This window comes from Allosphingosinicella sp., from assembly GCF_036403745.1.
GTDB lineage: Bacteria > Pseudomonadota > Alphaproteobacteria > Sphingomonadales > Sphingomonadaceae > Allosphingosinicella.
Genome location: NZ_DASWQI010000095.1, coordinates 30,142 through 50,541 on the forward strand (window position 1 = coordinate 30,142; position 20,400 = coordinate 50,541).

Below are 20,400 nucleotides of genomic sequence, written 5' to 3' on the forward strand. Positions count from 1 at the left end.
CGCCGACCCCAGCGGCGGAAATTTCCGAGAGACGAAGGTAAGAGCTTCCCATGCAGACTGTCGAGACGTTGAACGAGGGCCTCAAGCGCGCCTACCGGATCACCATTTCCAGGAAGGATATCGACGCCCGCGTCGACGGCGAGCTGAAGCGCGTCGCGCCGCAGATCCGCATGCCCGGCTTCCGCCCCGGCAAGGTCCCGGCCAATCTCGTCCGCAAGATGCACGGCCCCGCAATCGAGCAGGAGGCGCTGAACAGCGCCGTGCAGGACGGCGTTCAGCAGTTGATGAACGAGAAGCAGCTGCGCCCCGCGATGCAGCCCTCGGTCCAGCTCGAGGATGGCGGCCCCGGCAAGGACGCGGTCGTCAAGGTCGAGCTCGAGACGCTTCCCGATGTCGGCGAGCCGCAGATCGAAGGCATCAGCCTGGAACGCCTGACGGTCGAGCCGACCGACGAGGAAGTCGCCGAGGCGCTCGAGCGGATGGCGAGCGGCCAGAAGAGCTACGATCCGGCCGGCACCGACCACGCCGCCGAGATGGGCGATCTCGTCGTCATCGATTACGAAGGCTCGGTCGACGGGGAGCCGTTCGAGGGCGGCAAGGGCGAATCGATGCGGGTCGAGCTTGGCTCGGGCCGGCTCATTCCGGGCTTCGAGGACCAGCTGGTCGGCGCCAAGGCGAACGAGCAGCGGACGCTGAGCGTCACTTTCCCGGAAGACTATCCGGTCGCGTACCTGAAAGGCCGCGACGCCAAGTTCGAAGTGACCGTCGGCGAGGTCCAGCGTGCCAAGGAGATGCAGCTCGACGACAGCTTCGCTCAGGCTATGGGGCTCGAGGGCATCGACCAGCTCAAGGGGCTTTTGAAGGGCCAGATCGAGCAGGAGCTGAACGGCCTCACCCGCACCCACATGAAGCGCAAGCTGCTCGACCAGCTCGCCGCCAGCCACGATTTCCCGGTGCCACCCTCAATGGTTGAGGCGGAGTTCGCGCAGATCTGGCAGCAGCTCGAGCATGAAGCAACGCACGAGGAGGATCCCGAAGCAGCCCGCGCCGAGATGGAAGCGGAGCGCGACGATTATCGCGCCATCGCCGAGCGTCGGGTGCGCCTCGGCCTGCTCCTCTCCGAGATCGGCCAGCGCGCCGGCGTCCAGGTCAGCGATGCCGAGATGAACCAGCTCGTCGCCCAGGCGGCGCAGCAATATCGCCCCGAGGACCGCCAGCGCTTCGTCGAATATCTCCAGAACGAGCCGATGGCCGCCGCCCAGCTGCGCGCGCCTTTGTTCGAGGACAAGGTCGTCGACTATCTGTTCTCGAAGGCCGAGATCAGCGATCGCGCCGTGACCCGCGACGTCCTCCAGGCCGAGATCGAGTCCGTCGAAACGGGCCACGTCCACGGCCCGGACTGCAACCACGACCACGGCCACGATCACGCCCCCAAGGCCAAGAAGGACGGAGCCAAGAAGGCCAAGGCCGAAGCTCCGGCCGCAGAAACCGAGCCGAAGCCCGCCAAGAAGGCTTCGGCAAAGAAGGCGGAAGCCGCTCCGGCCGAGCCCGCTGCCGAGGAGAAGCCCGCCAAGGCTCCGCGCGCCAAGAAGGCCGCCGCCGAGGAGGCCGCTCCCGCGCCTGAGGAAAAGTCCGCTTCCCCCAAGAAGAAGCCGGCGGCTAAGAAGGCCAAGGGCGGGGCCTGACCGTCCGCGCCTGAGGGGGGCATGTGAGGGGGGAAAGCAAGATCCGCATCGCCGTCCTCCTGCCGTGCTATAACGAGGAGGCGGCGATCGCGCGGACGGTCGCCGAATTCCGCGCGGCGCTGCCCGGGGCAACCGTCTACGTCTACGACAATAACAGCCGGGACCGGACGCGGGAGGTTGCGGCCGAGGCCGGCGCCATCGTCCGGGCGGAGCGGATGCAGGGCAAGGGCAACGTCGTTCGGCGGATGTTCGCCGACGTCGAAGCCGACGTCTATGTCATGGCGGACGGCGACGCGACCTACGACGCCGCCGCTGCGCCTGAGCTTGTCCGCCGCCTCGTCGACGAGCAACTCGACATGGTGGTCGGCGCCCGCCGCTCCGAGGTGGAGGAAGCCTATCGGCGCGGCCACCGCCTCGGCAACCGGCTGCTCACCGGCATGCTGGCGCGCATCTTCGGCCGGACCTTCACCGACATCCTGTCCGGCTACCGGGTCTTTTCGCGGCGCTTCGTGAAGAGCTTCCCGGCGCTGGCCCGCGGCTTCGAGACGGAGACCGAGATCACCGTCCACGCTCTCGAACTCGCCATGCCGGTCGCCGAGGTGGTCACGGCCTACGGGGCGCGGCCTGAAGGCTCACATTCGAAACTGTCCACCTACCGCGACGGCTGGCGGATCCTGCGCACCATCCTGCACCTGTTCCGGATCGAGCGGCCGGTGCTGTTCTACGGAGGTTTTGCGGCCTTGCTGGCGGCGCTGGCGGTGGTGCTCGCCGTGCCTTTGGTCATCACCTACGCGCACACGCATCTGGTGCCGCGCTTCCCGACCGCCATCCTCGCGACCGGGCTGATGATCGTCGCGGTGATCAGCTTCGCCGTCGGGTTGATCCTCGACACGGTGGTGCGCGGCCGCCGTGAAGTGCGGCGGCTCTTCTACCTGAGCTTTCCCTCTCCGGGGGAATAGGCGCCCGCGCCGGCAATGCGGGCGGGCGCCTCTCCTAGCGTTACCAGCCGTTGTGGCGCGACCAGCGAATGCTGCGGCTCAGGGTGTCGAGCCGCGTCTGCAGCGCGGCCGCTTCGCCCGGGTTGAACCGGCCGCCGCCGCGCTGGCGCAGGCGCTGCGCGTCGAAGCGGATGCGGCGCAGCTCGGCCTGGGCGCGCATGCCCTCGCGGCGGTTGAGCGAGCCGTCGGCGATGCCGCGGTCGATGCGCTGCTGGAGGAAGCTGATCCGCTCCCACTGCCCGCCCGGCGCGCCGCGCCAGAAGGCGTTCGAATTCCAGCCCGGCTGGGCCGTGGCCGGCACCGTCGCGGCGCCCGCCGCAAGCATCGCGCCGGCAATCGCAGCACTCACAAAAACGCGTTTCATGCTTCAATCCTTCCTTGTGTGACAGGCCGGCGCTGGCGCCCCGGCGTCCCTCTGAACGCGGAAGAACGGCGGGGGTGCCATGAATATTCGGCAACGCGACGAGCCGGCGCGGTGGAGATGTGAGCCGTCCGGTCAGCGGCGCTTCATGTAAAATGGTTCATCCCCGAACCAAGCGGCGCGCGCGACGTTACCCGCCGCACGCAAGGCCGTGACGGGGCCCCCTCGCCCCGGCCGCCGCACGAGAAGGATGAATAGAATCATGGCGTACCGCGTCGATACTGTGACCGCCGGCGAGACCCTGCCGGACATTGCCGGCGCGACGATCCTGGCCGAGGCCCTTCAATCCTTTACCCGTCTCGTCGTCACCGGCGCCTACGACCGGGTGCTGGTGCGCGACGATGCCGCCGGCCTGGTTGTCGCCGAATGGCGCCGCCACGGGCTCGGCGCGCCGGCGACATTCCACTGAGCGGGAGACAGACATCATGGTGAGCCTCTTCATGGCCGGGCTTCTGGCGGCCGCCGCACCGCACGCCGACGCCGGCATCTTCGGCACCTGGGCCAATCCCAAGAACAGCGTGATCGTCCGCACCGCGCGGTGCGGCGCCGCGGTGTGCGGCCGGGTCGTCTGGGCGACTCCGCAGGCGAAGGAGGACGCGGCCCGCAAGGGCGGGGTGCGCAACCTGATGGGCCTGGAGCTGCTCCGCGACTATCGCCCCTCTGGGCCGCACAGCTGGCAGGGCCGCGCCTTCGTCCCCGATCTCGGCGACGAGTTCGATTCGGAGATGGTCCAGACTGGGCCCAACCAGATCGAGATCAACGGCTGCCGCTTCGGCGGCCTCGTCTGCAAGACCCAGGTATGGCACCGCGCGGCCCTGCCCACTGCCGGACGCCGGGGCTAGCGGAAGACGTCGGCCAGCCGGTCCGCCGGCGGGCCCTCTTTCCAGTTGCGAAGCTCGAAATAGAGCTCCGTGCGCACCAATGTGAACAATGTCGTGGTCAGGGTCGCGTAGACCACCTGCACGGCATAGCCTCCCAGGCTGAGCAGCAAGCTATCGGCGGCGGCGTGGAGCAACAGGCGGCTCCCGCCCGCCTGAAGCAGCCACGCCGGGACCCAGAGAATGAGCTGCAGACCGAAAACCCTCCATCGTGCGCCCCGCGTAAGCTCCTGACTCCGTGCCAGCGCCTCGGTCGGTGACTGTCTTTCCAGCACCACCACCGGGGTCGCGACGGACCAGCTGAGATAGAGAATCAGACCGGGCACGAGAAAGGCGAGCATGGCGACACCGACGCCGAGGCCGGAGAGCAGCGCCGTGACGACGAGCGGCAATGCCCGCGAGAGCCCGATCTCGAAACATTCGCCGACCCCGGCGCGCCGTCCCTCTTCGTGCGCGACGGCGAGGCGGACCAGCCCGCCTTGTGCCGCCGACGCCGCCACGAACAGCAGCAAGCCGGTGACGATCGCCACGCTGATCCCGACGCCCGCGCCGAAGGGCCCGTAATCGTGATCGCGCAGCCGCACCCACTCATAGCTGATCACCGCCATCGGGATGGCGCTCAGCACGAAGGTCATTCCGAAGGCGACGAGCGAGTTGGCGCGAAGAACCGCAAAGCTGCGCGCGAAGATCCGCTCGATCGAGACCTCCGCCCCCGCCGCGCCAGCCGCCGCTCGTGTCGCCAATTGCCCCTCCCTATAGGCGCTTAAGCTGCCGCGGCGGCTGCGGGGTGTCCAGTGCAACCGACGCGTTCAGGCTGCGTTCGGGCGGGAACAGCTAAGTTGACAGGCTGAATTCGAGAGGCCACTTTGCTCGCAATGAAGACGATGTCCGCCTTTGCCGTCTCCGCCCGTCCGGCCGCCGCCGCGACGGTCGCTTATTATTACGCCTTGCGATACCGGACGGGATCCTAGCGCACGCTCTCACCAGCCAAGCCAATCCACCCCGTCCGGACCTCCCGGGCGGGGTTTTTCACATTTGGAGAGACACGATGTTCGCCGACTTTCGCGATGCCACCGCCCCGGCCGGGGACGATTGGACGATTCCGCAGAACTGGTCCCACTACACGGTCGAGGACCACCGGGTCTGGGACCTGCTCTTCGCCCGCCAGCAGGCGCGGCTCGCCGGCCGCGCCGTCCGCGCGTTCGAGGAGGGGCTCGACGTCCTGCGCCTCTCACACTCCGGCATTCCCGATTTCGACGAGCTGAACGCGCGCCTGTTCGCCCGGACCGGCTGGACGGTGGTGGCGGTGCCGGGGCTGGTCCCGGACGAGGTCTTCTTCCGCCACCTCTCCCGCCGCCAATTCCCGGCGGGCAACTTCATCCGCTCGGCAAAGCAGCTCGATTATCTCGAAGAGCCCGACGTCTTCCACGACGTGTTCGGCCACGTTCCCATGCTCACCAACCCCCGCGTCGCGGACGTGCTGGAGATGCTCGGCCATCGGGGGCTGGAGGCGCTCGACAAGGGGCAGCTCCACCGGCTGTCGCGCCTCTATTGGTACACGGTCGAGTTCGGCCTCGCCCGTGAGGACGGGGCGCTGAAGATCTACGGCGCCGGCCTGGCGTCGAGCTTCGGCGAGGCCGGCTTCGCGCTGGAGGACGAGGCGGTGGCGCGACACCGCTTCGATCTCGCCCGCGTCCTGCGCACCCGCTACCGCTCGGAGGCCTTCCAGCTCTGCTATTTCGTCATCGACAGCTTCGACAGCCTGCTCGACGCGCTGGAGAGCGCCGACCTCGACGCGCTCTACGCGACGCTCGACGGCCTGCCGGAGCTCGACGCCGGCTGACCGGAACCGCGGCGGCCCTGAAGCTTTCCCTCGGCACGGCAAGCGGGAGCAGCGACATGCGCAGGCGGCAATTGGGATCGAGCGACCTTCAGGTCTCGGAAATCTCGCTCGGCTCGTGGCTGACTTTCGGCGTCGGCGTCGAGGCGGACCGGGCACGGGCGGTGGTCGACAAGGCGTTCGAACTCGAAATCAACTTCATCGACACCGCCAACGTTTACGGACGCGGTGCCGCGGAAACGTTCCTAGGCGAGGCGCTCAAGGGCCGGCCGCGGGACAGCTACGTGCTCGCGACCAAACTCTATTTCCCGATGTCGGCGACCGATCGCGGTCTCTCCGCCGCCCAGGTCGAGAAGCAACTGGACGCGTCGCTACAGCGGCTCGGGACCGACTATGTCGATCTCTACCAATGCCACCGCTACGATGCCGAGACGCCGCTCGAGGAGACGATGGCGGCGCTGACCCGCGCGGTTAGCTCGGGCAAGGTGCGCTATATCGGTTTCTCGGAATGGCCTGCGGAGAAGATCCGCGCGGCAGTCGAGATGGCCGGGGTCGAGAAATTCGTTTCGAGTCAGCCGCAATATTCGCTGCTCTGGCGTGAGCCGGAGGGCGAGGTGATCCCGCTCTGCGCAGCGAACGGCATTTCGCAGATCGTCTGGTCGCCGCTCGCGCAGGGGGTGCTTACGGGCAAGTACGCGCCCGGCACGACGCCGCCGCAGGGCACGCGGGCGACCAGCGACGAGATGGGCGGGTTCATGGACCGGCTGATGCAGGACGAAGTCCTCGAGGCGGTGCAGCGCCTCAAGCCCCTCGCCGCGGAGGCGGGGCTCAGCCTCGCCCAGTTCGCCCTCGCCTGGGTGCTGCGCGACCCCAACGTCGCCTCCGCCATCGTCGGCGCGTCGCGTCCGGAGCAGCTGGCGGAGAATGCCGCCGCCTCGGGCGCACAGGTGGATCTTGGCCTTTTCGCCGAGGCCGAACGCATCGCCGCCGCGGCGTCGACCTGAGCCGCTGGGAACTTCCCGGCGGCGTAACGTTTCCACCCCCGGGCCCGGGGGCTTCACGGAGTATGTGTAATGAAGAAGCTCGTCCTTAGCCTGCTTGCGGCGGCCACCGTCGTCGCCCCACTCGCCACCGCCCCTGCCGACGCACAGCGCCGCGACTGGCGCACGTACCGCAACTACGACTACAACAACGCCCCCGGCGGCACCTATTATGCCGACCAATATTATCGCGACGGCCGCTATTATCAGGAGCGCCGGCTGACCCGCGACGACCGCATCTATCGCGGCCGCAACGGGCGCTATTATTGCCGTCGGTCGGACGGCACGACCGGCCTCATCCTCGGCGGCGCGCTGGGCGGCCTCCTCGGCAACAGCCTTTCCAATGGACGCTCCTCGGTGGTCGGCACCTTGCTCGGCGCCGGCGCGGGCGCGGCCCTTGGCAGTTCGATCGATCGCGGCAACGTCCGCTGCCGCTAAGGGAAGCCGGGCGGCGGCACGCGCCGCCGCCCCACTTCACACCAAAGTCGGCGCTTCGGCCATGCCTGCCGCGCCGAAGAGGCGGCGATAGCGCTCCACCTCCGCCGCCGGTCCCGTCGCCTTGCGATAATTGTCGCTGAGCTTGACCGCCGGATGGCCGTTGGCGGCGGCGAGCTTACAGACCAGCGAGATCGGCTTCAGCGCCTCGCCGTCGCCCGGATCGCAGCCGATGAAATCGTTGGTCAGCATCGTCCCCCAGCCGAAGCCGAGCTTCACGCGTCCTGAAAAATGCGCGTGCACCGCCGGAATGTCGTGGCCGCCCGGCGCCTCCCCCGGCAGCGCGACATCCATGCCGTCCGAGAAGATGATCAGCTTGCCCGCCGGATCGACCGCCATCCTCTCCCAGAAGGCGATCAGCTCCTCGCCGGCCGCGACCGGCTCCTTCGAATCGGGCCGGGCACCGGTCCAGTTCGCCACCCATTGCGGCGCGTCCGCGAGGAATTGCGTGGTGCCGAACGTGTCGGGCAGGAAGACGAGCAGCTCGCCGCGATAGCTGTTCTGCCATTGCTGCAGCACCTTGTACTGCGCCTCTTTGAGGCAGGCATCGTCGTCCGGCGGGCAGATGGCGGCGAGTCCCATCGGCAGCTCGTGGGCATTCGTCCCCTTGGCTTCGAGCCCGTGCGTCATCGCCAGATAGGCATTGGAGGTGCCGGTGAACCCCTTCCCCAGCACCTCGGCGGCGGTCAGCACGCAATGCTCCTGCCACAGGAAGGAGTGCCGGCGGCGCGTGCCGAAATCGGTGAGGTTCAAATTCTCCAGCGCCGCCAGCCGCTCGAGCTTGGCGTAGAGCTTCACCTTGGCGCGGGCGTAGAGAATATCGAGCCGGCTGCGGCTCATCCGCTTCAACAGCGCGCGGTTGCGCATCTCGTTGACGATGGAAAGGAGCGGGATCTCCCAGAATGTGGCCTCGCACCAGCGGGCGTGGGTCTCGAAGCGGATCTGGCCGGTCTCCGGATCGGCGATGAGTTCGTATTCCGGCAGGCGGAGACGCCGGAGGAAGTCGATGAAGTGGGGGGTGAACATCCCCTCCTGGCCGTAGAAGGTCTGGCCGCGCAGCCAGATCAGCTCGTTCGGCTCGAAGCGCAGCGACCGGGCGTGGTCGAGCTGCTCCTTGAGCTCGCCCATATCGATCAGCTCGGCGAGGCGGACATCCTTCGTGCGGTTGGAGAGGGTGAAGGTCGCATAATCGTTGAAATGCTTCTCCTGGATCATCTGCGCCATCAGGATTTTGTAGAAATCCGTGTCCATCAGTGTGCGGACGATCGGATCGAACGGGAAGCTGTGGTCCCAGGCGCGGCGGGCGAAGTCCATGGCGGCGGTGCTTAGCAAGCGCGCGCGGCTGGGGTAAGGCGCGGCGTGAACGTCAGGAGAAGGGCATGAAGTTCGTCATCGTCGTCGACACCCAGCGCGATTTCATGGCCGCCGATGGCGCTCTCTCGGTGGCGGGAGCCGAGGCGCTGGTGCCGGCGGCGGAGCACTTCCTCGCAGCGCTGCGGCCCGAGGACACGGCCGGCATCCTGTTCACCTACGACACCCACGAGCCGGAGGTGTACGCCAACTCGCCCGAAGCGGAGCAATTCCCGCCCCATTGCGTCAAGGGCAGCGCCGGGTGGGACAACATGCTGAGCCCCGATACGGTCGATGATGCGATCCCGGTCTATCGCCTCGAAAAGGGCGTCTTCGACATGTGGGCCGAGCCGGACATTGTCCTGTGCGACGAGCGACGGGCGGAAGCCCCTCCCCTCCCCCGCGATGCTTTTTTCGAACGGCTCCGGCGCGACGGCGTGCGCGACGTGACCGTGATCGGCGTCGCCGCGGATTATTGCGTGAAGTGGGCGGTGGAAGGGCTCCTCGCCCGCGGGTTCGACGTGACGGTGCCCGAGTCGCTGACCCGCGGCATCGCCCGGCAGATTCGCGATGTCGCCGCCGAGGATTTCGCTGGGCGGCTCCTCGTGACCGCGTAGCGGCTCAGGCGGGAGAGATCGGGTCGGAGGCAGGGAAAGTCTCTTCCAGCGCTTCGTCGATCAGCTTCTCCCGGCGCTTGCGCTGGTCCTCGCCCAGCTTCGAGTCGCCCGGCGCGTCCGCCGCGGCGTCGTCGGCACGGGCGGCGCCGCTGCCGGTTTCGTAGACGTTGGGCTGCTTGTCGTCGTCGGCCATGTCACGGACCTCCTGAGCGCGCGTCAGACGTAGAGAAGCAGCAGCGGCAAGGCGATTCCTGCCGCGAGGATGGCGAGGTTGGTCCGGCGGGCGTTCGCATTGGCGAGAGCGATGGCAATGCCGAGCAGCGTCGAGACGAACAGCGCGAGGCCGAACAGCCCGACGAACAGCATCAGCCCCGCCTTGCGCCCCCCGCCTTTGGCTTCGCCCTTCGCGGGGGGACCCTTCGCTTCCGGACCGGCGGGCGCCTTGGCCTTGGCTTCAGCCGCGGGCGGACCCGCTTCCGGACCGGCGGCGGGCGGCGGGCGCGGCGATGCCTGGTCCTTATGGACGCTCGCCATCCACACGATCCACGACGGCGGGCTGCCGCCATAGCCCTTCGGCTCCTGCCAGCGGTAGGTCTGCAGCGCACCGCTTAGCGAGAAGAGCAGCAGGGTCGGCGCGAAGAACAGGCCGAGATATTGGTGGAGGCGGCGAAGCCGGCGGTTTGTGGAGCCCTTCATGCCGCCGCGCCTAGGCGAGGGAAACGCCGGCGGCAAGCGGCTCAGGGGTTGCGCGGCGTCGTCTCCCCAAACGGGAGCAGCTTGGCGGACGGCGGCAGCGACGGGACCGGCCATTCGCCGGTGGCAAGCCAGGCTCTCGCCGCATCGCACACGGCGAGGATGAGCGCTCCGTCCGGCTTGTGATCGGCGTCCATCAGCACGAAGGCGCCGCCGCGAAGATGGGCGGCGCCGGCGGCGGCGTGCAGCGTGCGGGCTTCGGTGATCGGCACAATGCCGTCGGCGCTGCCGTGGACGAGGATCCACGGCGCCGTCAGCTGCGGCACGGCGGAAAGGTTGTCATAGGCATTGGGGACGAAGGACCGCACCATCTTCGGCGCCATGGCGCGCAGCCGCGTGAACGCCCCCACCGTGACCAGCGCGTCGAGGCGGGTGCGGCGGGCGAGGCCGACCGCAACCCCGCCGCCGAGGCTGTGGCCGAGCGCCCAGACGGCGCCGCTCCCCGCGCGCTGATGCGCCAGGGCGAGGAAGGCGTCGGCATCGGCGGCGAGGCCAGCCTGGTCGGGCCGGCCCGGATTGCCGCTATAGCCGCGATATTCGGCGGCGACGATGCCGTATCCCCCCGAGACGAGTGGCGCGAGCCACCGCACGGCATCGGCGGCGCTCGATCCATTGCCGTGGAAGACGAGCAGCGTCGGCATCCCCGCGCCGGCGGGAAGCACGATGCCACGAAGGTCGAGGCCGTCGGCGGTGCGGACCGTCACCAGCTCTGCGCCCCCCGGAAGTCCCGCCACCGACAGCGGCGCGGTCGGCGCGGGGTAGATACGGTCGCGAACCGTGCCGGCCGTTGCGGGAGAGACGAGGAGAAGGGCGGCGACCGCTGCGGCGGCGAGCCGCCCGAACCTCACGCGGCGCGGCGCAGCAGCCGGGGCCGCGGCATGCCGACCGGGTCGCCATAGGCCCTCGGCAGCAGCGCCGCGCAGCCCGCGCACTCGGCGACATGGCGTCCGACGATCCACTGTTCGGACCCGCATTCGGCGCATGGCGGCGGCGCTTCCGCGCTCCAGGGCCCGCCCGACCGCCGCTCGATCGCCTGTTCCTGCCGCTCCATTTCGCTCCCCTTGCCCGAGCATGCAGCCTAGCAGCGAGGAAGTTACCGAAAAGCGACTTTTCACGAGAGGAATGAGGAGCTTGCGACGAGTTGCGCAGAGGCCACAGGTGGCCGTCGGTGCGCCGGAAGTTTCGAACTTTCCTGAAAAAGAAAAAAGTGAAACTTCCGTCGAGCAAGCTGAATCGCACGCGACGATCGGCCGCGACTCGCCAGGGCCGGCCCACAGGAGAGGGAGAAGGCGTTTCACGTTCAGCATCCGACAGGAACATAGCACGAACTGCTCCGTGAGGCAACGCGTTCTGGCCCTTCGCAGGGGTTTCTTCGGGATCGTGGAGGGAGCGCGGCACCGACGGGTGTCGGGTTGTTACCGTGCGACTGCTGGGTCGTTACCGTGTCGGTGCCGGGTCAGTGCCGTGCGACTGCCGGGCCGTTGCCGGGTCGGTGCCGGGTGGAAACCGAAACGATGTGGGGTTCGCATTGAAACGCCAGGGCACCTGAAAACCCGAATGACGGTTCGTCGAACCACCCTAGTTGAAGCTCCATTCAACTTCTGCTGCCCAGCGGGTTCCCGCAGGTTCCGAGCGGGTGCTACCCGGCGTTGGCGGAATTGCGGCGATCGCGTACACGAACGAGATGATTGGTGCGTTGCTCCTTGCAGCCATATTCGCACCGCTCGGCCTTGCCGTCGCCCCACCACTCCCGCCACCGCAGAAACCCCGGCGGGAGCTGCCGGCGGAGGTGGCGGCTGCGCCCCCCTCCGGCGAGGGCTATCAGCCGCCGGCCTATCATGACGGGAAGGCGCATTACGAAAAAAGCGAGACAAGCCTCGGCCGTTTCACCGTGGTGCGCTATGTCGAGGACTGCCGGGATGTACCGATGCTCGACTTCGGCTGCTGGCTGACAAAGGAGGCTCAACTCCGCTGGCGCGACAGCTCAGACAGGATCGGGTTTGAATTCGTCGACAATGGCCGAGGCGTTCGCTTCAGGGCCGAGGGGCGGAGCGCACAGGGCGGGACGGTCTGCATCATGCAGCCGGTCCTCGTCGGCTACGACCCGAAGCCGAGCACGATCGAAAACTGGCGAAAGCTTCAGCCCTTCATTGGCGAGCAGCTTCGGGCTTGCGAGGCAATTTCCCGCGCCGACCTGAACCGCGCCCTGGGCGAAATGGCAAATGCGGCTGCGGACTACGCAGCGGCAGCCAAGGCCTGGAAGAGCGTTTCCGTCGAACTCTTCGGACCCAACGGAAGCCGCTGCGTGGCCGAGCGGGCGAAGGCACACACAATGCCGCCGCGTTTCGAGTGCACGAGGTACTCGAAGCCGTGAGCGCCGCGGCGTGGGTCAAGCGTGGCGCGATCCTCGTCGCGGCGTCGGCCTGCCAGCCAGTCTCCGCACAATTGCCTTCCACCGTGCCGGCAAACCCGGCTTCGACGCTGCCGAAGGTGGTACCGGATTGCGAACCCGGAGGCGCCGAAGGTGGGATCGTGGTTTGCGGACGCAGGAGCGGTAACGAGCGATACCGGATCCCGGAGAGCCTGCGCTCCGAGCGTTCTCGCGGCGAGAGCAATGCGTGGACCGCTCGTCAGGCGCTTCTGGAGGACGCTGCAAGGGCGGAGCGACCGGGAAGCAACTCTCCCGTGGGTGCCGGCGGGCAGACGGGAGAACGCGAACAAATGCTTCGCGCGTGGTCGATCGCGTGTCCGAAGGTCGACGGGAGTTGGTGGAAACACAAGTGCCGGACCCAATGAACGCCCGCACTGCTAGGGATTGCGACGGCCCGCGCATGGGAGCCCGCCTTTCAAGACCCGATCGGCATTCAGCCCGATCTGGTGCGCAGCAGCCCTTCATAGTCGCGCTTGCCGAGTGGCACGCCGCGGGCGCGGAGGATATCGTAGGCGGTGACGGCGTGGAAATGGAAATTCGGCAGCGAAAAGGAGAGGATCAGGGTCTCCGACGTGAAGGCGAGCCGGCGCGGGCCGATCTGCAGGTCCAGCGCCCTGCCCTCCCAGCTGTTGACGTCCTCTGGGGTAAAGGCTTCGAGGGCCGCTTCCGCGCTGGCGATCATCCCCTGCAGCGCCGCGTAGGGGACCGGTCCGGCCAGCGCCGGCGGGGCGAAGCGGCCGGTCTTCGCCGCCTCCAGCCCCCACACCGCATGGTGCCAGGCCGCTTCGATCTGGAAGTGGAACGGGGCCATGTCGTCGACCAGCCGCACACCGACGAACTCCTCCGGATCGCCGCCCGCCTCCGCGCAATGCGCGGCGGCCCGGCCAAGCACGCCACCGAGCGCCCGCACCGTCTGCAGAAAGGTCGGGACACTGAGGTCGTAGAGCGAAATTGGCATGGGCTTCACCTTTCCTCGAGAGGCGGGGCGTGCCTTCCTCAGCATCTGCGCGAACGGCGGCAAGGGCAAAGGCCGGCTGGGGCGACAGCCGCCTCGCCGGAGCCGGGGCGTAAGGGTTGAAGGGTTCGCGCGGAGAGCGCGGAGGATCGCAGAGGCGCGGAGGGTGTCGGCCCTGACCCCCCGGTCGATCGTAGGCTCGCTGAGCCTGGTCAGCTCCCGCTTGGTGACAGGTACGTGCCTGTCACGTACCTGTCACCTCGTGCTACGCTCGGCCACCCACCCCCGGGCCCTCCCTTACAGGGTGGGGAGTAGAGAGAGTCGGCGGACAGTCACGGTGACTGTCCCCGATGCCCCTGCGCGACGGCGCGCGGCCCCTCCACCACCCGGGTGGTCCCCCTCCCCATCCGCGGCGCGGACAGGGAGGACTTGTGGTGCCCACACCGCCGTCCCGTGCGAGGATTTCCGCAGCGTTCACGGCCTCCGCTTCAGAAGCGGGCCGACGACGTCGATGCGGTCGGTCGAGACGCCGCCGCGGAAGGCGGGGCCCAGCCTCGCCACCTGCTCCGGCGTGTCGATGCCGCCGAGGCCGGGGTCGTGGCGGTCGACGGGGGCGATGGCGTAGACGTCGGAGCCGGCCGCCTCCATTCGCGCCAGGAGCCGGTTCGGCCAGCCCCACGCGGCCCAGCGATAGTTGATCGGCACGAAGACCACGCTGTGGCGGCAGGCGGCGGGGACGTAGCCGGTCCAGCCAAGGAGGAGGTAGGCCTTCGCGCACCCCTTCAGAGAGCCGCGCGACATCGTCTTCAGGTCGGGCCGCAGGGTGCGGAGCCGCTCGGCGGGCCGCTCGCCGCCATAGAAGCTCAGCCGCTCCACCCGCGCCCAGGGCCGCGCCGCGAGCCAGGCGGCCATTGCCTCACCCTCGCGCGGGTCGTTGCTCTTGAAGTTGATCAGGAAGCGCCGGTTCGGGAAGGCGCGAAGCACCTCGTCGAGGGATGGCATCAGGCCCGCCCCCTTGCCCCGAAAGGGAAAGGTCCTGCCGCCATCCGCGGTGTAGCCATAACCGACGTCCAGCCGCTTCAATTCGGCCATGGACTTGCCGCGAGTCACGCCGTGGCCCTCGGTGCGGCAATCCACCGTCCAGTCGTGGAAGACCGCGAAATTGCCGTCGGCGGTCGGATGGACGTCCAGCTCGACCACATCCGCACCCAAAGCGAAGGCGGCCTTCATCGACGGCAGCGTATTCTCGAGGAAGGCGTGCGTCGGCGGGTCGATCCGGGAGGCAGTGCAGGTCTCGTTGGTCAGCCCTTCGCGCCGGTAGGTCTGGTGGACGCCGCGGTGAGAGAGGATCGTCAGCCCTTCCGTCGGGTGCGCGGCCCAGGAAGCGTTGTTGAGGTAGATGCCGCTGGCGACCACGAGGCCCGCGCCGAGCCAGACTATCCGCTTTCTCACCGCCACGCCCGCCTCCCGCGCCTGATATGCGTAGCTAAGCTACGGACTTTCCGGCCACTGTCAATCCGCCTCCAGCCGCGCCGCGACCGTCTCTACCGCGGCGAGGACATCGGCCACGCTTTCAGGCTTCAGGAGGGAGAGAATGGCCGCGGTGACGGCGATGCGGCGGCCGCTGATCCCCTCGTACACCGCCCTGCCCTCATCCGTCAGGGTGAGCAGGCGGGAGCGGCGGTCGCGCGCGTCGGCGACCCGGGCGACGAGGCCCTGCCGCACCAGTGCGGCGACCACCCGGCTCATCGTGGGGTGCGACACACGCTCGCGACGGGCGAGCTCGACCAGCGGCAGCGGCGATTCGACGTGGAGCGCCGCCATCGCCGAATATTGGGCGCTGCCGATGCCGCCCTCTCCTTCGCGCCGCCGGGCCAGCCTCAGCAGCCGGGTGGCGAGGGTCTGGAGCCTCGCCGCAGCCTCATGGCCGGGCTCCCTCAAGGCGCCGCAGCGGCCGTTGCAGGGGCGGTGCGCTTCGGCTTCACATAGTGGTCGAGCCAGTCGGTCATCTGCCAGAGCGTCTCCTCGGTCGATTCCATGCCGCGATAGCCGTGCGGCTCGTTGGGGAGCACGACGTAGCGGACCGTGCCGCCATTGCCCTTGAGCGCGGCGTAGAAGCGTTCGGACTGGATGGGGAAGGTGCCGCTATTGTCGTCGGCGCCGCCGTGGATGAGGAGGATCGGCGCCTTGATCTTGTCGGCGAAGGTGAAGGGCGACATCTCGGTATAGGTCGGCACCGCCTGCCAATAGGTGCGCTGCTCGGCCTGGAAGCCGAACGGGGTCAGGGTGCGGTTGTAGGCGCCGGAGCGGGCGATGCCGGCGCGGAACAAATTGGTGTGGGCGAGGAGGTTCGCGGTCATGAAGGCGCCGTAGCTGTGGCCGCCGACCGCCATGCGGTCGCGGTCGCCGACGCCCAATGCCACCACTGCGTCGACGGCCGCCTGCGCATCGGCCTGGAGCTGCACCACATAGGTGTCATTGGGCTCGGCGCCCTTCTCGCCGACGATCGGCATCGACGGGTTGTCGAGGACGGCATAGCCCTGGGTGAGCAGGAAGAGGTGGCTGATGCCGCGCGGGCGGGTGAAGCGGTTGCCCTGGTCGACGGTCTGCCCGGCGACGCGCGGGTCGGTGAACTCGGCCGGATAGGCCCAGAGCAAGGTCGGCAGCGGTCCGTCCCGCTTCGGATCGTAGCCCGCGGGGGTGTAGAGGGTGCCCGACAGCTTCAGCCCGTCGGCGCGGGCGTAGGTGATGGTGCGCTTGGTCGCCTTCGCCAGCTCCGGCGCCGGGTCCGGGAAGGCGGTGACGGGGTTCGCGGGGCCCTTCCCCCCGACGGTGCGGACGAAATAGTTCGGCGCGAGCAGCGCGCTTTCGCGGCGCGTCAGGAGCTTGCCGCCCTTGTCGTCGAGCAGGGCCACGACCTCTTCGTAATAAGGCGCGCTCGCCGCCCAGAGCCGCTGTTGCGGGCCGCCGGCGGTCGGGAAGGTGGCGAGGAATGGGAAGGCGCCGGCGGCGCTTGCCCCCTCCCCCGTCACGAACACGGCGCGATGATCGGCGGTGAAGCGCATCACCGGCTTGCCGGCGGCGTTCGCCTCGAGGATGGGACGGCCGGGGTCGCCATATTGGTCCTGATAATTGCGGGTGGCGAGGAGGCGCGCTTCACCCGGATGACCGGGGCCGACGGCGTAGCGGCCCTCGGTGCGGGTGCGCCATTGGCGGTCGACCACCATAGCGAAGCCGTCGTCGCCCCAGAAGGTGCGGGCGTAGCGCCGCTCGGTGCGGGCGAGCTCGACCGGCGGCGCGTCGAACGGCGCCGCCTGCATCAGCAGCCGGTCGTGGTGCGGCACCTTGGCCTTGGGATCGCCGCCGTCGAGCGCTTCCGTCCAGACGAGGGTGGCGGGGGCGTCGGCCCGCCATTCCGCCTCGCGCGGCCCTTTCACGACGGCGTCGAAATCGACCGGCAGGTCGTCGGCGAGCGGGCGGTCGACCAGGGTGCGGACAGGACGGCCATCGGCGGTCCAGATTGCGATCTCCGTCGGAAAGAATTCGGCGGGGTGGAGATAGGAATAAGGGCGCTTCAGCCGCTGGACGAGGAGGAACCGGCCGTCCGGCGACAGGCTGAAGTCGGAAAACAGGCCGGGCTCGCCTATGGGGGTCGCGGCACCGGTGAGGTCGACGCGGGTGAGCCGGCCGGTGAAATAATAGTCGAACAATTGCTCGTCGACGGAATCGGCGAGGAGGTCCTCATAGGTGCGGGCGGCGGAGGTGCGGCCCTTGCTCTCCTGAACGATCGGGCCGGTGGGGGTGTTGCCGCGAACCGGCGGAGCGCCGCGATCGGCGAGGATCGTGTCGACCAGAACGGAGCGGCTGTCGGGCGCCCATTCGTAGGCGCTGCCGAACGCCGCGTTGACGCCGCGCACCAGCGGCCGCGCCGCCCCGCTGCGGTCTGCGATCCACAAAGCGAGGCCGTTCGGCTCCTGCATGACGAGGGCGAGATGCTGGCCGTCCGGCGACCAGCCGGGCGAGCTGAAGCGGGCGCCGGCGGGGAGATTCACCGCAACGGTCGCGCCGGTGGCGAGATCCTTGAACGAGAGCGCGTTCAGCCATTGCACCCGCACTTCCGCCGGCCCGTTGGTGGCAGGATCGATGCGGAAACCGGCGAGGCGCAGGATCGGCTTCGAGAGGTTGACGATGCTCGGCAGATTCTCCCGGCCGAGGATGGCCAGAACGCGGTGGTCGCGGCTGACCAGCACGCCTGGCGTCGGCGCGGCGGCGAGGATGCGCGCGATGGCCGGCGGCGCGTGGTGGTAGCCGTCCGCGGCGAGGGCCGGGGCACAGAGGAAGCAGGCGGCTGCAAGCGCGGCGGCGCGCAGGGACGGGCTTTTCGGCAAGATTGGAACCCCTTCGAACGGATCGAAGGGAGCTTAGCTCCTCGGCGGCTTGTGTCCAGCGGGCGGCTCGGCGTCCCGGGCCTCGGCTTCGCCGTGCACGGGAAGCGCCCAGCGTATCTGTTCGCGCAGCTGCTCTTCGAGGTCGGTGAGACCCGCCTGGCGGGCGGCGGCGCGCTTGTTCAAAAGGTCGAGGAGGATGCGCTCGCGGGTCAGGCGGCGTTCGGCGCGGCCGGTGTCGAGCGCCTTGGCGAGGCGAAAGGAGAGCGAGCTCTTCTGGGCTCCCATCTCAGGCGGCGCCGTGGAGGTAGGGCTGCGGGTGCGTGGCGACCGTCGCGACGGTGAGCTGCCAGGCCATCGGCGGCTGCCCCGGCGCATGCTTGTGGTGGCTGCGATCGGGGAGCAGGCCGATGCCTTCCGACGCGATCTCGGTGCCGCAGCCTGTGCAGCGGTAGATGCCTCCGCACGGCACGAACGAGGACGGCTGCAGCGGCTGGTCGAAGGACGTGCTCTTCGACTGGGCCAAATAGTTGGTATATTTGAAGATCGCCAATTGCGGCTCCCGGCACAAGGGGTTGAAGCCCGAGCACCGGTTCTAGCCGCCGCGGCGTTGAAACTTGGTTACCGCACCGGCGGGAGCGGGAGTCGCGGCGCAAGCGGAACGCACGCCGCGCGACGTCGTGCTGGCCAGACCTGCCTTCGGGCTGCTATTCAGCGAGCGGAGGAAGCCAGCCATGCTCAGGGTCGCGGCACTCGGCGCGCTTTCGATGGTGGCGGCAGGCGCCGCGTGGCCAACAGGGGAGAATGACGCGCCCGCCGTCTTCGCGGGCTATCTGGCGCCAGTAAACGTGGCGGACGCCTCTCATGGGCGCACCTGCCTGTTCTTCGATGTCGCGGCGACGAGACCAGACACCCTACTCGTGTTTTCCAGAGGCCTGGGCACATCGCCCGTGGCGGTCGCGCCACAGGGGAATTGCCCGCCCCCCGGCAAGGCGTGGAAGCAGCGGGCCGCCCTTCGTTTCGCTCGCCCGTTCGTATTTACGCGACTCGCGGTCCAGCTCGAGCCGTCCGTGCTCCGTTCCGGCGCGGCGGTGCAGGGCGATGTCGTGGCGCTCAACTCCCGGGGGCAGGCGGCGATTGCGCCGGTCTCCATCGCTGGAGTTCCCGAATCGGTGCCATTGACAGCCGCAAAGTGGTTTTTCGGCCTCCTCGCTCCCGCGCTGCTGACGGCCGCGATCGGCTTCGCCGCCGCCCGTGCCAAGCAGTGGAAAGACGAGCGCGACATGCTCGCCTCGTTCCTCCAGCTGGAGGACGAGAAGATCGGACAAGCCGGAGACGAACTGAAGGCCGTTCTCCATGCAGAGCATATGGAGAAACCGGGGCAGTTGGCGTACGAGATCCTGGCGAAACACGAGATTCTTGGGGCGCTTCCACGAAGGCCGAGGAAGAAGATTGTGTCGAGTTGCAGGAACGGGCACTTGACCGTGCTCGTCAACGAACTCAGGATGTGGATGCCCGCTCTAGCGGAGAAGCTTGATTGATCGGAGGGGATCGTGAGTATGAGCGCCTAGGTGTACGGTCATGCCACTTGGCTTTTGGCGAGGGATCCGTTTCCCCACTCGCAAGCGGCGCTCTCGCCGCAGCAGGACGCCTGTCAGCTCGCTTATTATTGGGACTTCTACGATTGGCGAGACGCAAGCCGTGCGGGAGAGCTCGACTCGAACGGCCGTGTGAAGGTTTTCAGCATCGCCACCGGCAACACGACCACTTTTCTGGTCAGCGGGCCCAATGGCTGCGGACGCAGCTCACTCGAAAACCTGCTCCTCTACGAAGTCCGAGAACGCGCGAATCTCGACCCTCTCGTGGTCCGGATAAAACTGCTCGTCACCGACCAGGACAAGGCGACGCGCGGATCGGTGCTGGTGCAAAACCTGCAACGAGTTGTCGCGAAGCGGGACGCTGCGGTGGGCAAGGTGCTACTGGAAACCTTCACGAACTGGAAGGAACTGGCAGCCCCGGGGACAGCGCCTGATCCGGCCAACCTTCTTCCCCTTCTCAAAGACGACATTCAGGACGGCATCCCCGGTGCGCAGATCGTCGTTCTTCTCGACGCATTGAACCACACGATCAGCAAGGATGCGGCCCTCGAGGCGCTGGATATGGTTCAGGGGTTCGCCGACATCGCCATACTTTCCGTAACGGTACCCGACCATGCGAGCTACGTCAGAAGCCGCTTTTCCCTTCGCCAGCAACCGGTCGCCTGGGTGAACGCCCCGCGCATCGAGGCGGACCAGTTCCAGAGCTATGTCGAAAGGCGGTTCGCCGCCGAGCGTCCCCCCGGAGCGAACCCTCCCCGCCCGGCCTTCCCCTTCAACCCGGCGGCCATCCAGCAGATCTTCGCCGCGTCAGGCGGCAGCGGGACGGTCCCGATTCCGATGCGCCTTGCCATCCAGAAGGCGAGCGGGGCGCTAGCCGGGAAGCTCGCTTCCATGTCTGACCCCGCCCGCTCTCCTGAAGTCACCGCGGCGGACGTCGCCCAATCGTTCGAGTGA

Annotated in this window: 24 protein-coding genes; 11 read left to right on the top strand and 13 right to left on the bottom strand. The window is 68.3% G+C overall.

From position 1 onward, the window contains the following. The first annotated feature begins 50 nt into the window (after positions 1 to 50). On the top strand, positions 51 to 1,685 hold the full coding sequence (gene tig / locus VGC56_RS18430; RefSeq protein WP_464127240.1) for a trigger factor: 1,635 nt from the start codon (positions 51 to 53) through the stop codon (positions 1,683 to 1,685). Between the two features lie 23 nt (positions 1,686 to 1,708). After that, positions 1,709 to 2,644 carry a glycosyltransferase family 2 protein gene (locus VGC56_RS18435; protein WP_464127241.1) on the top strand — a complete coding sequence of 312 codons (936 nt, stop codon included), beginning with the start codon at positions 1,709 to 1,711 and terminating at the stop codon, positions 2,642 to 2,644. 40 nt (positions 2,645 to 2,684) lie between these two features. Here VGC56_RS18435 and VGC56_RS18440 read toward each other — a convergent pair whose 3' ends face one another. Continuing rightward, on the bottom strand, positions 2,685 to 3,047 hold the full coding sequence (locus VGC56_RS18440) for a hypothetical protein (protein WP_464127243.1): 363 nt from the start codon (positions 3,045 to 3,047) through the stop codon (positions 2,685 to 2,687). Positions 3,048 to 3,306: 259 nt separating this feature from the next. Here VGC56_RS18440 and VGC56_RS18445 point away from each other — a divergent pair, with 259 nt between their 5' ends. Together VGC56_RS18445 and VGC56_RS18450 are read left to right on the top strand one after the other, a co-directional pair. After that, positions 3,307 to 3,513 (top strand): hypothetical protein, encoded by a 207-nt coding sequence (locus VGC56_RS18445; RefSeq protein WP_464127244.1) that lies wholly within the window; start codon positions 3,307 to 3,309, stop codon positions 3,511 to 3,513. Positions 3,514 to 3,529: 16 nt separating this feature from the next. Further along, on the top strand, positions 3,530 to 3,946 hold the full coding sequence (locus VGC56_RS18450) for a DUF2147 domain-containing protein (protein WP_464127246.1): 417 nt from the start codon (positions 3,530 to 3,532) through the stop codon (positions 3,944 to 3,946). Here the strand turns inward: VGC56_RS18450 and VGC56_RS18455 are convergent. Next, positions 3,943 to 4,725 (bottom strand): hypothetical protein, encoded by a 783-nt coding sequence (locus VGC56_RS18455; protein WP_464127247.1) that lies wholly within the window; start codon positions 4,723 to 4,725, stop codon positions 3,943 to 3,945. The genes VGC56_RS18450 and VGC56_RS18455 overlap by 4 nt on opposite strands. 305 nt (positions 4,726 to 5,030) lie before the next feature. Between VGC56_RS18455 and phhA the strand changes: the two genes are divergently transcribed. From phhA to VGC56_RS18470, 3 genes are all read left to right on the top strand, one after another. Beyond that, on the top strand, positions 5,031 to 5,825 hold the full coding sequence (gene phhA, locus VGC56_RS18460) for a phenylalanine 4-monooxygenase (protein ID WP_464127248.1): 795 nt from the start codon (positions 5,031 to 5,033) through the stop codon (positions 5,823 to 5,825). Between the two features lie 56 nt (positions 5,826 to 5,881). Beyond that, positions 5,882 to 6,826, top strand: a complete 945-nt coding sequence (locus VGC56_RS18465; protein ID WP_464127249.1) for an aldo/keto reductase family protein — start codon at positions 5,882 to 5,884, stop codon at positions 6,824 to 6,826. Between the two features lie 69 nt (positions 6,827 to 6,895). Continuing rightward, a complete protein-coding gene (locus VGC56_RS18470; protein ID WP_464127250.1) occupies positions 6,896 to 7,300 on the top strand; it encodes a glycine zipper 2TM domain-containing protein in 405 nt (134 codons plus the stop codon). Positions 7,301 to 7,336: 36 nt separating this feature from the next. Here VGC56_RS18470 and VGC56_RS18475 read toward each other — a convergent pair whose 3' ends face one another. Further along, a complete protein-coding gene (locus VGC56_RS18475; RefSeq protein ID WP_464127252.1) occupies positions 7,337 to 8,671 on the bottom strand; it encodes a nicotinate phosphoribosyltransferase in 1,335 nt (444 codons plus the stop codon). Between the two features lie 65 nt (positions 8,672 to 8,736). On the opposite strand from VGC56_RS18475, the gene VGC56_RS18480 reads away from it, so the two are divergent. After that, on the top strand, positions 8,737 to 9,324 hold the full coding sequence (locus tag VGC56_RS18480; RefSeq protein WP_464127254.1) for a cysteine hydrolase family protein: 588 nt from the start codon (positions 8,737 to 8,739) through the stop codon (positions 9,322 to 9,324). Positions 9,325 to 9,328: 4 nt separating this feature from the next. Here VGC56_RS18480 and VGC56_RS18485 read toward each other — a convergent pair whose 3' ends face one another. From VGC56_RS18485 to VGC56_RS18500, 4 genes are read right to left on the bottom strand one after another with little or no spacing between them, the layout of a single operon-like run. Continuing rightward, a complete protein-coding gene (locus VGC56_RS18485) occupies positions 9,329 to 9,517 on the bottom strand; it encodes a hypothetical protein (protein WP_464127255.1) in 189 nt (62 codons plus the stop codon). Between the two features lie 23 nt (positions 9,518 to 9,540). Further along, positions 9,541 to 10,020, bottom strand: a complete 480-nt coding sequence (locus VGC56_RS18490) for a hypothetical protein (RefSeq protein WP_464127258.1) — start codon at positions 10,018 to 10,020, stop codon at positions 9,541 to 9,543. A gap of 41 nt (positions 10,021 to 10,061) precedes the next feature. After that, positions 10,062 to 10,925: an alpha/beta hydrolase gene (locus VGC56_RS18495; protein ID WP_464127260.1), complete on the bottom strand. Its 864-nt coding sequence runs from the start codon at positions 10,923 to 10,925 to the stop codon at positions 10,062 to 10,064. Next, positions 10,922 to 11,128 (bottom strand): hypothetical protein, encoded by a 207-nt coding sequence (locus VGC56_RS18500; RefSeq protein ID WP_464127262.1) that lies wholly within the window; start codon positions 11,126 to 11,128, stop codon positions 10,922 to 10,924. Before VGC56_RS18500 ends, VGC56_RS18495 begins: the two co-directional genes overlap by 4 nt. A gap of 531 nt (positions 11,129 to 11,659) precedes the next feature. Here VGC56_RS18500 and VGC56_RS18505 point away from each other — a divergent pair. Further along, on the top strand, positions 11,660 to 12,451 hold the full coding sequence (locus VGC56_RS18505; RefSeq protein ID WP_464127263.1) for a hypothetical protein: 792 nt from the start codon (positions 11,660 to 11,662) through the stop codon (positions 12,449 to 12,451). Positions 12,452 to 12,941: 490 nt separating this feature from the next. Here the strand turns inward: VGC56_RS18505 and VGC56_RS18510 are convergent, their stop codons facing one another. From VGC56_RS18510 to VGC56_RS18535, 6 genes are all read right to left on the bottom strand, one after another. After that, complete coding sequence (locus VGC56_RS18510; protein ID WP_464127265.1) at positions 12,942 to 13,466, bottom strand: DUF1993 domain-containing protein; 525 nt, start codon at positions 13,464 to 13,466, stop codon at positions 12,942 to 12,944. A gap of 471 nt (positions 13,467 to 13,937) precedes the next feature. After that, positions 13,938 to 14,921 (bottom strand): glycerophosphodiester phosphodiesterase family protein, encoded by a 984-nt coding sequence (locus VGC56_RS18515; protein WP_464127267.1) that lies wholly within the window; start codon positions 14,919 to 14,921, stop codon positions 13,938 to 13,940. Between the two features lie 54 nt (positions 14,922 to 14,975). Continuing rightward, positions 14,976 to 15,404 (bottom strand): MarR family transcriptional regulator, encoded by a 429-nt coding sequence (locus tag VGC56_RS18520; RefSeq protein ID WP_464127268.1) that lies wholly within the window; start codon positions 15,402 to 15,404, stop codon positions 14,976 to 14,978. After that, a complete protein-coding gene (locus tag VGC56_RS18525) occupies positions 15,401 to 17,851 on the bottom strand; it encodes a S9 family peptidase (protein WP_464127269.1) in 2,451 nt (816 codons plus the stop codon). The genes VGC56_RS18520 and VGC56_RS18525 overlap by 4 nt, the downstream gene beginning before the upstream one ends. Before the next feature lie 33 nt (positions 17,852 to 17,884). After that, positions 17,885 to 18,136, bottom strand: a complete 252-nt coding sequence (locus VGC56_RS18530; RefSeq protein WP_464127271.1) for a hypothetical protein — start codon at positions 18,134 to 18,136, stop codon at positions 17,885 to 17,887. A 1-nt stretch (position 18,137) separates the two neighbouring features. Beyond that, entirely contained in the window at positions 18,138 to 18,401 is a 264-nt protein-coding gene (locus tag VGC56_RS18535; RefSeq protein WP_464127273.1) for a hypothetical protein, read from the bottom strand. A 181-nt stretch (positions 18,402 to 18,582) separates the two neighbouring features. On the opposite strand from VGC56_RS18535, the gene VGC56_RS18540 reads away from it, so the two are divergent. Both VGC56_RS18540 and VGC56_RS18545 read left to right on the top strand, forming a co-directional pair. After that, a complete protein-coding gene (locus VGC56_RS18540; RefSeq protein WP_464127275.1) occupies positions 18,583 to 19,389 on the top strand; it encodes a hypothetical protein in 807 nt (268 codons plus the stop codon). A 30-nt stretch (positions 19,390 to 19,419) separates the two neighbouring features. Further along, positions 19,420 to 20,400 (top strand): hypothetical protein, encoded by a 981-nt coding sequence (locus VGC56_RS18545; protein WP_464127276.1) that lies wholly within the window; start codon positions 19,420 to 19,422, stop codon positions 20,398 to 20,400.

Bases quoted from the DNA above. Each gene is read 5' to 3' on its own strand.
- VGC56_RS18500 (WP_464127262.1), bottom strand. From the start codon at position 11,128: ATGGAGCGGCAGGAACAGGCGATCGAGCGGCGGTCGGGCGGGCCCTGG.
- VGC56_RS18465 (WP_464127249.1), top strand. From the start codon at position 5,882: ATGCGCAGGCGGCAATTGGGATCGAGCGACCTTCAGGTCTCGGAAATC.
- VGC56_RS18470 (WP_464127250.1), top strand. From the start codon at position 6,896: ATGAAGAAGCTCGTCCTTAGCCTGCTTGCGGCGGCCACCGTCGTCGCC.
- VGC56_RS18490 (WP_464127258.1), bottom strand. From the start codon at position 10,020: ATGAAGGGCTCCACAAACCGCCGGCTTCGCCGCCTCCACCAATATCTC.
- VGC56_RS18530 (WP_464127271.1), bottom strand. From the start codon at position 18,136: ATGGGAGCCCAGAAGAGCTCGCTCTCCTTTCGCCTCGCCAAGGCGCTC.
- phhA (WP_464127248.1), top strand. From the start codon at position 5,031: ATGTTCGCCGACTTTCGCGATGCCACCGCCCCGGCCGGGGACGATTGG.
- VGC56_RS18475 (WP_464127252.1), bottom strand. From the start codon at position 8,671: ATGGACTTCGCCCGCCGCGCCTGGGACCACAGCTTCCCGTTCGATCCG.
- VGC56_RS18440 (WP_464127243.1), bottom strand. From the start codon at position 3,047: ATGAAACGCGTTTTTGTGAGTGCTGCGATTGCCGGCGCGATGCTTGCG.
- VGC56_RS18450 (WP_464127246.1), top strand. From the start codon at position 3,530: ATGGTGAGCCTCTTCATGGCCGGGCTTCTGGCGGCCGCCGCACCGCAC.
- VGC56_RS18480 (WP_464127254.1), top strand. From the start codon at position 8,737: ATGAAGTTCGTCATCGTCGTCGACACCCAGCGCGATTTCATGGCCGCC.
- VGC56_RS18510 (WP_464127265.1), bottom strand. From the start codon at position 13,466: ATGCCAATTTCGCTCTACGACCTCAGTGTCCCGACCTTTCTGCAGACG.
- VGC56_RS18445 (WP_464127244.1), top strand. From the start codon at position 3,307: ATGGCGTACCGCGTCGATACTGTGACCGCCGGCGAGACCCTGCCGGAC.
- tig (WP_464127240.1), top strand. From the start codon at position 51: ATGCAGACTGTCGAGACGTTGAACGAGGGCCTCAAGCGCGCCTACCGG.
- VGC56_RS18485 (WP_464127255.1), bottom strand. From the start codon at position 9,517: ATGGCCGACGACGACAAGCAGCCCAACGTCTACGAAACCGGCAGCGGC.
- VGC56_RS18540 (WP_464127275.1), top strand. From the start codon at position 18,583: ATGCTCAGGGTCGCGGCACTCGGCGCGCTTTCGATGGTGGCGGCAGGC.